Source organism: Pectobacterium punjabense (assembly GCF_012427845.1).
GTDB lineage: Bacteria > Pseudomonadota > Gammaproteobacteria > Enterobacterales > Enterobacteriaceae > Pectobacterium > Pectobacterium punjabense.
Genome location: NZ_CP038498.1, coordinates 2,779,619 through 2,790,856 on the forward strand (window position 1 = coordinate 2,779,619; position 11,238 = coordinate 2,790,856).

Annotated in this window: 8 protein-coding genes; 1 reads left to right on the plus strand and 7 read right to left on the minus strand. The window is 48.3% G+C overall.

Annotated features, from left to right (window positions below; genetic code table 11):
* Positions 1-42: 42 nt before the first annotated feature.
* Entirely contained in the window at positions 43-1,413 is a 1,371-nt protein-coding gene (gene nrfA / locus E2566_RS12540) for an ammonia-forming nitrite reductase cytochrome c552 subunit (protein ID WP_240618602.1), read from the minus strand.
* Between the two features lie 550 nt (positions 1,414-1,963).
* Between nrfA and E2566_RS12545 the strand changes: the two genes are divergently transcribed.
* On the plus strand, positions 1,964-2,260 hold the full coding sequence (locus E2566_RS12545; RefSeq protein ID WP_107167642.1) for a hypothetical protein: 297 nt from the start codon (positions 1,964-1,966) through the stop codon (positions 2,258-2,260).
* A 132-nt stretch (positions 2,261-2,392) separates the two neighbouring features.
* Here the strand turns inward: E2566_RS12545 and E2566_RS12550 are convergent, their stop codons facing one another.
* The 6 genes from E2566_RS12550 to licT form a co-directional block, all read right to left on the minus strand.
* A complete protein-coding gene (locus E2566_RS12550) occupies positions 2,393-3,406 on the minus strand; it encodes a nucleoside hydrolase (RefSeq protein WP_107167643.1) in 1,014 nt (337 codons plus the stop codon).
* Between the two features lie 106 nt (positions 3,407-3,512).
* Positions 3,513-4,703, minus strand: coding sequence for an alpha/beta hydrolase (locus tag E2566_RS12555; RefSeq protein ID WP_280527931.1), 1,191 nt, complete (start codon positions 4,701-4,703; stop codon positions 3,513-3,515).
* Between the two features lie 86 nt (positions 4,704-4,789).
* A complete protein-coding gene (locus tag E2566_RS12560; protein WP_107167645.1) occupies positions 4,790-6,430 on the minus strand; it encodes a carbohydrate porin in 1,641 nt (546 codons plus the stop codon).
* A 275-nt stretch (positions 6,431-6,705) separates the two neighbouring features.
* Complete coding sequence (locus E2566_RS12565; protein WP_107167646.1) at positions 6,706-8,100, minus strand: glycoside hydrolase family 1 protein; 1,395 nt, start codon at positions 8,098-8,100, stop codon at positions 6,706-6,708.
* Positions 8,101-8,135: 35 nt separating this feature from the next.
* Positions 8,136-10,037 (minus strand): PTS beta-glucoside transporter subunit IIABC, encoded by a 1,902-nt coding sequence (gene bglF / locus E2566_RS12570; RefSeq protein ID WP_107167647.1) that lies wholly within the window; start codon positions 10,035-10,037, stop codon positions 8,136-8,138.
* Between the two features lie 311 nt (positions 10,038-10,348).
* Complete coding sequence (gene licT / locus E2566_RS12575; protein WP_107167648.1) at positions 10,349-11,212, minus strand: BglG family transcription antiterminator LicT; 864 nt, start codon at positions 11,210-11,212, stop codon at positions 10,349-10,351.
* Positions 11,213-11,238: the final 26 nt, after the last annotated feature.

The window sequence follows — 11,238 nt, forward strand, 5'->3', positions numbered from 1 at the left end:
ACTCCACTCTATGATCGCCCGCGTCCACGGGCGATGGGGTTATTAGTTCAGTCGTCCAGCTTTACGCGCTTGCTCATCCCACTGCGGCACCACCGTATTCAGGAAATCCTGTTTCTCGGCTTTTATTTGCTGCATGTTGAGCCCAATCGCCTGCTGCGCTTTCTCTTTTGTCGAGATATCCGGCAGTTTGACTTCGCCAGTCACCCCCTTCTGTGCCAGCAGACGCACCAGCTTGGTTCTCGCTTCGGCGGATTTACTCAGCGAAGTGCCGAGCATCCGTAAGCCTTCATCCGGCGCATGCATGTGAATACCGTGAGACGCGACCGCCAGATCCCAACGCCACTGCGCATGGCGGATATCCATGAGAATCGGCTGCATGTCTGCTTCGGTTGCACCAGCATCCCAGGCTGCTTTAGCCTCAAAATGCGCATGAACCAGTTGCTCTTCTGCTTTCAGTTTTAATTCCTGAATCGCTGTTTTGCGTTCAGCAACCACCGCCTGCATCGCCGCTTTGTCCTGCGTATGGCAATTGGTACAGGTTTCGCCGTAGTTATCGAAGGGGTTACCTATTTTGTGATCGGTGTACAGCTTGCCATCTGCGTTTTTCACTTTCGGCATATGGCAGTCGATACAGGTCACGTTGTTTTTACCGTGAATACCAATGCTCCAGGTTTCATACTCTGGATGTTGAGCTTTCAGCATCGGTGCGCGGGAAAGGGTGTTAGTCCAGTCGGAGAAAGAAATAGCATCATAGTATTTCTCCATATCTTCGACTTTCGTACCGTTATCCCATGGGAATTTCACCGCTTTATCTTTGCCGGAAAAATAATACTCAACGTGGCATTGTCCACAGACCATGGACTGCTGTCCGAACCGACTGGCGCTATCAAACGGCTTGCCAATCGCCTCCATTGCACGTTCCGCGTAGGGACGGGACAGCGTCAACGCGGGCTTGCCCTGAGCAAAATCCGGTGATGCGGTATCATGGCAATCTGCACAGCCGAGATCGTTAGTAATCTCCGGTCCACCTCGCGCCCACTTGCCTTTGAAGTAGCCTTCCTCACCCTCTTTTTGGATCAATCGGGCGACGTCCGGGCTTTTACAGCTCCAGCACGCCATTGGCAGCGGGCCATCTTCTGCCGTCTTCGGGGCACCGGTGCGCAGCGTTTCACGCACGTCCGTTATTGCGTAAGCGTGGCCGCGCGGCTTGTTATAGTCTCTGGAAAAGGGGTAACCGGCCCAAAGAATGACCATATACGGATCTTCTGCCAGCGCATCGTGGCGCTCAGACTGTTCGCTGGTCGCTTTCCACGAGTTGAACTGATCGGGGTGTTGATTGATGAAGGTTGAATTTTTTGCTTCTATTGGGGCGGGAGAAGAAGGCGCCGGAACATCAGCGGAGTAGGCTGGCATCAGTAAAAAGAGACTGGCTACCATGCCCCACAGATAGGAGACTGACATGCTTATCCTGACCATGCGTTTGTGTCCACATTAAGCCGCCTACTGGCGGTCATTTTCGTTATCCATTCGACAGAAACCACACCAACTGTCGTGACATTGCTCGGTGCTATAAATAGCAAAAAGATGCATTCAAAATATTGTTTTTGATCAAAGGTAAAGAAAAGTAATGATTCGTATCGAAGAATGTATGGAGGTTGTCCCATTTTCCCACTAATGGTTATATCATGACTCTTTAGTGCCTTAATAAGATCCCAACATCGGAGCACATCAGATCACACTAAAGAGTTAATTGACTATTTTTCATGGGGATACCATCAAAAGAACAAACTTTCAGCACATGGTTTGAAATGCAGGGCTAAGGACTTGTCAATCGCCTCAGAGGAAGGCATTGTTTTCCTCTCCCACGGTAAAGGAAGGGGGGAAGACCAATTTAATCGATTGATAGATTACGCGTTTTTACTGTACGACTGTAGCCCAATTGGGGCGCATTAAGGAGTCTGTTGTGCGCAAAAAGGGAATGCCGCGTTTTTCACAAATTTTGCTTGCCATCGCAGCCATTTTTTCAGCCATGATGGCCAGCCTGTTCGGTGCGCTTTACTTTATACTTTACTGGCCATATCGCAATCAATTCAATGAATTAGGTCGGTATTTTGATGAAGAGAATTCTGTCGTCTACGAGGAATCAGCCAGTACGTTCCTTTGCCCCACCGTATTTTTTATCATCCTAACCTTGCTAGCGGTGGCATTGGGTATTAAGCGTTATAGGAACGTCACCCGCCCGACCACTAAACAGCAATAACGCCAGATGGACTCAGTAATAGGCACCATATTGATACCTGTCACTTTACTCATCCTGAGGACGTATTCGCCGCCGCAAGCCACCCCGTGGAGTGGCCGATCGGTTTGCTCTCCGCACTACTCCGTCGCGATCCTATTTTTTATTTCCATAGGCCAACGCCAGCTTGGCGTAGAAATCTTCCAGCGTGAAGCGGGCATCAACAGCGTTATACACCCGAATCTGGCGCGCATTTTCCTGAGGCGCATAGGTCAGATCGTCGTTTAACTGTGGGGCGTTGACCAGCGTGTAATGGTATTCGTGATCGTCCAACAGCAGAGAAACCGAGGGGTTATCACCCAATACCCAGACTTCGCTTTTCGGCCAGGGAACCTCTTTGATGGTTTCAGAAATTGCACGATTAAACTCAATTAGCTGTTGCCACAGATACTCTCCGACTTTCCCCTGCGGCTTAACGCGCACGGCAAGTTCAGACAGCGAAACGCGTACGGACATATAGACATTATGTGGGACTTGCCACAATGGCACCTGGGACTTGAATACGGTGTTCGCCGCAACCGGATCGTTGAACATATTGTATTCCCAGCCGCCTTTCGGGTAAGGCATGCCGCCAATCCACACTACCGTCATTTTGCTGGCGATCTTCGGTTCAGCCTGCAACGCAGCAGCAATATCCGTAATCGGCCCCATAACTAACACAAACAGGGGGTGAGAATCGTCTTTTAACGCCTCTTTGATCAGCATTTGCGCGCCTTCACTCAACACAGGCACGCCACCGTCAGCCTTCAACGCCTGCGTCGCACCGCGATAAACGGGAATGTCCGTCTTTCCCATTACATTCATTAGACGCTGGAGCTCATGATAGCTTTCCATCATGCTGTTTTCGCCATCGCGTTTCATCAACGGTGCGGTACGCGAATAATGGGCGGCAATCAACCCTTTCACCTGCATCGTTGGTGTCAGTACCGCATGCGCAACGGCAAAATCATCGTCAGCTTCGTTTTTCGCATCGGCGCTAATAATGACGCGAATCTGTTTATGATCGGCAACATCGAAAGGTGACGTTTGCGCCTGCGCAGTGAGCGCGCTGAGGAAGGGCAATGCCACGATCAGCATGGCACATCGGGAAAAATATCTGTGAATAGACATGATTATCCTTAACTATGATGGGCAGTCGTTGATATGGCAGCCCGATGATTCAAGCTGCCATCAGAGAAAGCGGGCCTACGAACCTTCAACCCGCAGCATGCAGACACTATTTAAAAAGCTTCTGGACAAATTCGCTGTAGGCCGGCCGCCAGACATCCATTTCATGGCCGAGATTCGGATAATGGCGGTAGTCAAACCGGATATTTTTCTGCTCCAGTGCCGTTTTCAGACCCGCGATATCCTTACCCGTAATGTTGTCGGTCTCGCCAATCACCACCGTGAAGTTATTCAGTTGCTGATTAATCTGCTCCGGCCGCTCAAGCTGTGCAGCAACGGCCGCGTTTGGCACCGTTTCGGTGGTCACGCCGCTGAACGTCGCCAGCCAGCCGAAATGATCCAAGTGACTCATGCCGGATACCAGAGCCTGATAGCCGCCCTGCGACAGCCCGGCCAGCGCCCTGCCGTTTGCATCCTGACGAACGTTAAAGCGTTTGCCGATCTCAGGGATAATGTCATGAATCAGTTCCCTGTCCGCTGCTAACGCGTTACGCGGATAGAACACCTTGCGCCGCTCCTGCGGTGGATATTCTTCTGGGATAATCCCGGGAACGTCGGTTTCCGTATCAGGAATGACAACCAGCATCGGCTCAATTTTTTTCTCCGCCAGCAGGTTATCCATCATCTGCGGTATCCGCCCCTGCACCACAGCAGACGCGCCCGTGTCGCCAAAGCCATGATAGAAATAGAGCACGGGTAACGGTTTTGACGATTCGCTATAGCCCGGCGGCGTCCAGACATACATCTGACGCTCTGATTTCAACGCCTTAGAGTGATAGGTCAGCGTTCTTAGTTCACCGTGCGGTACCTGACGTACATCCAGAATACTCCCCGGCACCAGAATCAGGCTGGTATTCACCTGACGCTGTGGCTTGGTAAACGCCGTGCCGGTATCGATGGTACGAAAACCATCGACGCTGAAGAAATATTCATACAGGTTCGGTGCCAGCACCGGCGTTTTGAACGACCACACACCGGATTCGTCTTTCGTCATCGCATGGGACACGATGCTATCGGGCGTCGAACCGGTAAAAACACTGACCTGCTTCGCCGTGGGTGCAAACAGGCGGAAAGAGATACTGCTATCGGCATTAACTGCGGTGACATACTGGCTTACAGGAACGGTTGCCGCTGGCATAACAGGGAAATCGGCCGGTAGCGCAGACGCATTGATAGAAACGCCAGCCAGCATACTCAGGGTCAATAATGATAAAGATATTTTCTTCATGTTCATTCGCATAATCCCATCCCGACTATCACGTAATCGAGTCTGTTTTTGCTAAATGTGACAGCACCGCCTCAGCGGTGCCGACGTGATGACAGGTATTACCACCAGACTTCCGCCTGAATACCCAAGGAGAATTGATCGCTCTTGCTGTCGTTAAATGTGGCCTGACTGATATCGTTATCTTCAATTTTCAGGTAAGAACCATAGAACCGAATCTCTGGACGAGAGTTCAAGATACTCGTGTCAACTTTAAGCGCATGGTACAGCGTGGTTTTATAACCTGACTCGTGATAATTCACACCATTGGTTTTATTGGTTTGGTTAAAATACGCCAGTTCGACCCCGGTCTGATTGAATTTATCCCAAATATAAGCAGGACGTAATACCGCACGGATGCTGTTGAAATCGGTATGCGCTCCCGTGTCATAACTGTATATATCATTACCTTGTGAATAAACCAGCGCATTCGCCATAATGACATCATCACGCAAATACATTTCACCTTGCGAGATCGCGCGGAAGGCATTGCCTGAATGATTACCATAGTAGTCACCATTACGGCTATACGTCGGGTTAGCATCAGATATATTAGCAAAACCGCTGGCAATAGAATTACTCGCACCTTGCACGGTGAATTCATTAAATCCACCGTTATATAATCCTTGGCGTAAAATGACACCCGCAGTCCAGGCATCTTTCAATTTATACGATAAACCGTCGATTTCATTATTATTCTGTACATTGCTCTTATTGGCTTGCGCATATTTACCAATCAGAGACAGTGTTGCATCATCCCACAGCGGAATACCTTTATAGCGAACATCAACCGCATTGGTATTGACCTGATTTTTATCTTTTTTCGGGTCATTATATACGAATCGGCGCGCGTTAACGTCTTCACGGTTCAAAGAGACATCAAGTTTACCCACACCCAACTGCCAGTTCTCAATACCGACACCGCCCGCCGCTTCTGAACGGTGGCTTTTCCAGTCCAGCATCTGGATTTCATAGACTGGCAGGGTATTTTTACCTACCCAAAAATCAGCCTCTGGGGCGAAGGGTAAGAACCCTTTTGTATTGACGTACATCTGGGAGAATTGCAGTTTATTTTCATTATCGGCGTCTTCGCCAAACCAGGCGCTGTTATACTGCATACCCACGTTGCCATCCAATTGGATGACGGCATCGACACGCTTATTCCCTTCTGCATAAACTTTTTGGCTCAGTATGAGATCGAACCAACCACTGTGCTCATTACCAAAACGCCCTAATGAACCAATCGCATACGATTTTGGTGCGCCATGATCGGCCGTTGCCCATCCAGAACGGAAATACCCCGTATAGCTAAAGCCAATATCATCTTTAACGAACTTACTCACTTCAGCTAGCGTTAATGGTTTTTGTGGTGCATTCGTAGCATCATCAGCCGTATTTGTGGCGGGTTGGACACCAGGTGCAAGAACCACCTGATTAACCGATGATGTACCAGAAGAGGCAACAATCAGTGGTTTATCCTTTGCCACAGAGTTTGCTGCCAGACGTGCTTTATTTTCTGCATTTGTCTTATATTCACGAAACTCTTTTTTGGTTGACTGCAATTCAGCTTTATTTGCTGCCAGCTCCTTCTCCAATAGCTCTAGCCTTTCTTCTACGGTCAATTTTGCGGCTATAGCACCATTAGACAAAAACACTGACGACATCAGTAATACCATCATCTTTACAGGGAATTTTTTACGCATGATTATTATCCGAGTAGGGTACATTATTAAATTTAAAACGAAGCCCTTTCGACGCCAGCCGAGGGCTCGTCTATTTATGAACAGCTATTTATGAACAGCTATTTATGAACAGCTATTTGTAAAAAATAATCGTCTATTAGAATTTAATGGTTATTCCGACCTCTCATTATTGACTCCTCATCTTCTTTCTTATAAAGAGTAAAAATGATACCGCATTCATTCCAGAGATAATCTCTCTGAGAATGAATGCGTAAACGGTTTATTGATACGCCGATTTATTTCAACGTTTCTCCATTAGAGGAAATGACCTCTTTATACCAATAGAAACTTTTTTTACGCCGACGTTCTAATGTGCCGTTCCCTTCATCATCACGATCGACATAAATGAAACCGTAGCGTTTTGACATTTCAGCTTTCGACGCACTGACCAGATCGATAGGCCCCCAGCAGGTGTAACCCATCACCTCAACGCCATCTTCCAGCGCTTCCCCCACTTGATACAGATGATCGTTCAGGTATTTGATGCGATAGTCATCGTTAATGCTGCCATCACTCTCAAGTTTATCTTTGGCACCCAAACCATTTTCCACAATGAACAGCGGTTTTTGGTAACGGTCATAGAGGTAGTTCAGGATATAGCGCAGCCCTTCTGGGTCGATCTGCCAGCCCCATTCCGAGCTTTCCAGATGCGGGTTCGGCACCATATTCAGAATATTGCCACGGGCTTTCTGGTTCACTTCTTCATCGGTGGTTACGCAGCCCGTCATGTAGTAGCTGAACGAGATGAAATCGATGGTTTCCTTCAGAGACTGGCGATCGTCTTCGGTTACCGACAGCGTAATGCCGTGCTGTGCGAAGAAGCGCTTCATGTACGCGGGGTAATATCCTCGGGTTTGTACATCACCAAAGAACAACCAGTCGCGATTCTGCTGCATCGTTTCCAGTACATCCGCAGGCTTGCAGGTTAATGGATAGAACATGGAACCCAACATCATATTGCCAATTTTGGCATCAGGGATGATGTCATGGCACGCCTTCACCGCTTTAGCGCTGGCAACAAGCTGGTGATGAATCGCTTGATAAATATCCTGCTTACTACTCTCGGTAGGTAAACCAATCCCGGTAAACGGTGCATGTAATGCGCAGTTGATTTCGTTGAACGTCAGCCAATATTTCACTTTGTCTTTATAGCGCTGGAATACCGTGCGAGCGTAACGTTCAAAGAAGGTGATCGTTTCACGGCTTCCCCAGCCACCGTAATTTTTCACCAGGCCATACGGCATTTCATAGTGGGACAGCGTCACTAATGGCTGAATGCCGTACTTCGCCATTTCATCAAACAGGCGATCGTAAAATGCCAGCCCTGCCTCATTCGGCTGGGTTTCATCGCCCTGCGGGAAAATACGCGTCCAGGCAATCGAGGTTCTCAGGCATTTGAAACCCATTCCAGCAAAGAGCGCGATATCTTCGGGATAGCGGTGATAAAAATCGATCGCCGTGTCTTTGATTCCGCTGTCGCCCGGCGTGCGCGTGACGATCTCGCCAAAAATACCCTGTGGCTGTAAATCGGACGTTGATAGCCCTTTACCGTCCGTTAAATACGCGCCTTCAACCTGATTGGCTGCGATCGCGCCGCCCCACAAGAATTCTTTCGGAAACTGATGGCTCATCTTTTCTCCTCCCAATTGGGTCGTAAATGTCAATGTCAGCGAATTAACGTCAGTAACGCGCTCTGCTCTTGCACGGAGTCTCCGGCAGTAGGCAGAACATCAACGTAATCTTCGCTATTGGTGATAATGACGGGCGTTGTGGTGTCATAGCCGGCTTTCTCAATCGCCTGATAATCAAACTCCACCAGAAGATCGCCCTGCTTCACGACATCGCCGGTCTTAATGTGTGCGGTGAAATACTGGCCGTCCAATTTCACCGTATCGATACCGACGTGAATGAGCACCTCGGCGCCGTCTTCCGATTCGAGCCCAATGGCATGGTGGGTTTTAAACAACGAAGCAACCGTACCGTTTACCGGGGAAACCACGCGCCCGGCCAGCGGTTTAATCGCAATCCCTTTCCCCATTAAGCCACTGGCGAAGGTTTCATCACCGACGTGTTCAAGTGGCAGAACCATACCGTCGATCGGGCTGTTTATCTCTTGCTTGCGCGTTGCATCATTCTGACGCGGTGTGGCTTGTGGTGCCGCCGCAGGTGCATTTGCGTCTGTCGCTTTTTCTTGCGCGGGAATCCCGAATGCCCAGCTTGCGGCAGCGGCAAAGGTAAATGAAATCACCGTACCAATAATGGCGGCCCAGACCGTGTTATCGACACCAGTCGGCGGGATAACCTGAGTAAAGGTAAAGATGCTCGGGAAGCCGAAGGAATAGATAGTGGTATGGAAATATCCCAGAATGGCGGCGCCCATTGCGCCACCCACACAACCAAAGATGAAAGGACGTTTCAGCGGCAGCGTGACGCCATACACCGCTGGCTCCGTAATACCAAAGATTGCCGCAGAGAACGCTGAACCAGAAATCCCTTTCAGTTTCATATCGCGGGTACGCAGCAACACGCCCAGGACCGCGCCCGCCTGCCCCAATACCGCAGGAACCAGTAGCGGCATCATGGTGTCATGCCCCAGCACGCTGAGGTTATTGATCATCAGCGGCGTTAAGCCCCAGTGCAGACCAAAAATAACAAACACCTGCCACAGCGCCCCCATCAACGCGCCTGCCATCATGGAGTTCAGCCCGTAGATCAGTTGGTAACCACTGGCCAGCATGTGCCCAAGCCAGGTTGCCGCAGGACCAATCAGCAAGAACGTGACGGGAACGGTAATGCAGAGGCACAGCAACGGCGTGAAGAAATTGCGGATATTGATATGCAAAATGGCATTCAGCGGTTTTTCCAGACGTGAAGCAAGCCAGGCAGAGAAAATAATCGGAATAACGGAAGAGGCATAATTGATGAAGGTAATCGGAATGCCCAGGAAATACAGCTGTTGGTAACCTGCATTTTGCATGGCACTAAATTCAGCAATCATGGAGGGATGCACCAGCGTGGCACCAATTACCATGGTAACAAATGGATTACCACCAAATTTCTTCCCTGCGGTATAGCCTAATACTACCGGGAAGAAAAAGAATAATGCATCGCTTGCTGCAAACAGAACTTTATAAGTTCCGCTGGTTTCAACCATCCAACCACACGCCAGACTGAGTGCCAGAAAACCTTTTAAAATACCCGACGCCGCCATCACGCCAATTAGCGGCGTAAATATTCCAGAAATAATATCAATGAAACGAGAGAAGATATTTCCTTTTTTCTCATCACCGTCTTCATTGCCTGATGAGTCAGCCTGATCGGTCAATCCAGCAATATTCTGTAAACTACGATAGACGTCACTGACATGATTGCCGACGACGACCTGAAATTGTCCGCCACTTTCAACCACCATGATCACGCCTGAATTACTTTTCAGCGCAGCGGCATCCGCTTTTTTGTTGTCTTTTAATTTAAAGCGTAATCGGGTTGCGCAGTGCATCACGCTAATGATGTTGCCACGTCCGCCGACACCATCGAGTATCTCTGTTGCTAATGCTTTGTATTCCATCGTCTATCCTTAATACTAAACAGACTTAAATATCAATAATTTAAGATTGCCAGCTCTGTTTGAGACAAAAAAAAACCTAAATCGCTTTTCCCAATAAGCATTGAGAAAACGATTTAGGTTTTGCCTGCCCGCCTAGACTAGCCTGACAGTAACAATCCTGCTTGTTTGTCGGCACAGTAGTCGTGCTGACAATAGAACCAACTTCATCTGATAACTTACTTTCCACATACTCTATTCTTTCACTTTCATCGTAAGCAAGGTATTTATCTTGCTACACTGCTATTTTGTGACGAAAAGCAAATTAGCAGAAATTATTCTCCATCGCCTGGTTCTATTTTCTCCTGACCTTCCGTACGCACGCGTTCAATATGAATCGTTAAGAACATTAATTCTTCTTTCGTTAACGTGTAAACGTATTTTTGCACAATATGTGTTTGTATTTTTTCCGCACAGCGATAAGACAATTGATATCTTTCTTTCACGACATCATGCAGTGATTCATCATCACTAAATACGGTGCTTTTCCCTATTAATCGTTGCGCGAAAAACTTTAAATGCGTAACAAAACGATGATAGCTTAACGCTTGTTCGTTATAATCCAGGTTAAGCTGATATTTTACAATATTCAGTATTTCCTGCATGATTTTGGTAATTTGCAAGACTTCTGGCATTTCGCTGTCAAGTTGCGCGTTCACCAAATGCAGAGCAATAAACCCCGCCTCATCTTCCGGTAACCGCACGGCAAGACGCTGCTCAATAATATCCAGCGCTTCCAACCCAATATCAAATTCCTTTGGATACAGGCGCTTGATTTCCCATAACAGCACATTGCGGATATCCACGCCTTGCTTGTGGCGCTCTATCGCAAAATGGCAGTGATCCGTTAACGAGATATAGACGCTGTTTTGCAGTTTTCCGGGCAACCGCGCTTTTGCCAGCAGAATGATCTTGTCTGCCGTTGTGATGACATCCATCGGAATCTCTGATAGCAGCTCCTGTAGGCGTGAGGTCAGTTCTCCTGACTTCATCACAAACACGCGTTCAATCAGCGTTTCATCCAGCAGATCGCCAGAGTGCTTTTTGAAGCCCAGCCCGCGTCCCATCACAACCGACTCATTATTGTTTTCGTCGATTACGGTGACGACATTATTGTTGAGTATTTTGGCAATCTTCATTTTTCAAACCCTGGAAACAAAAAAAC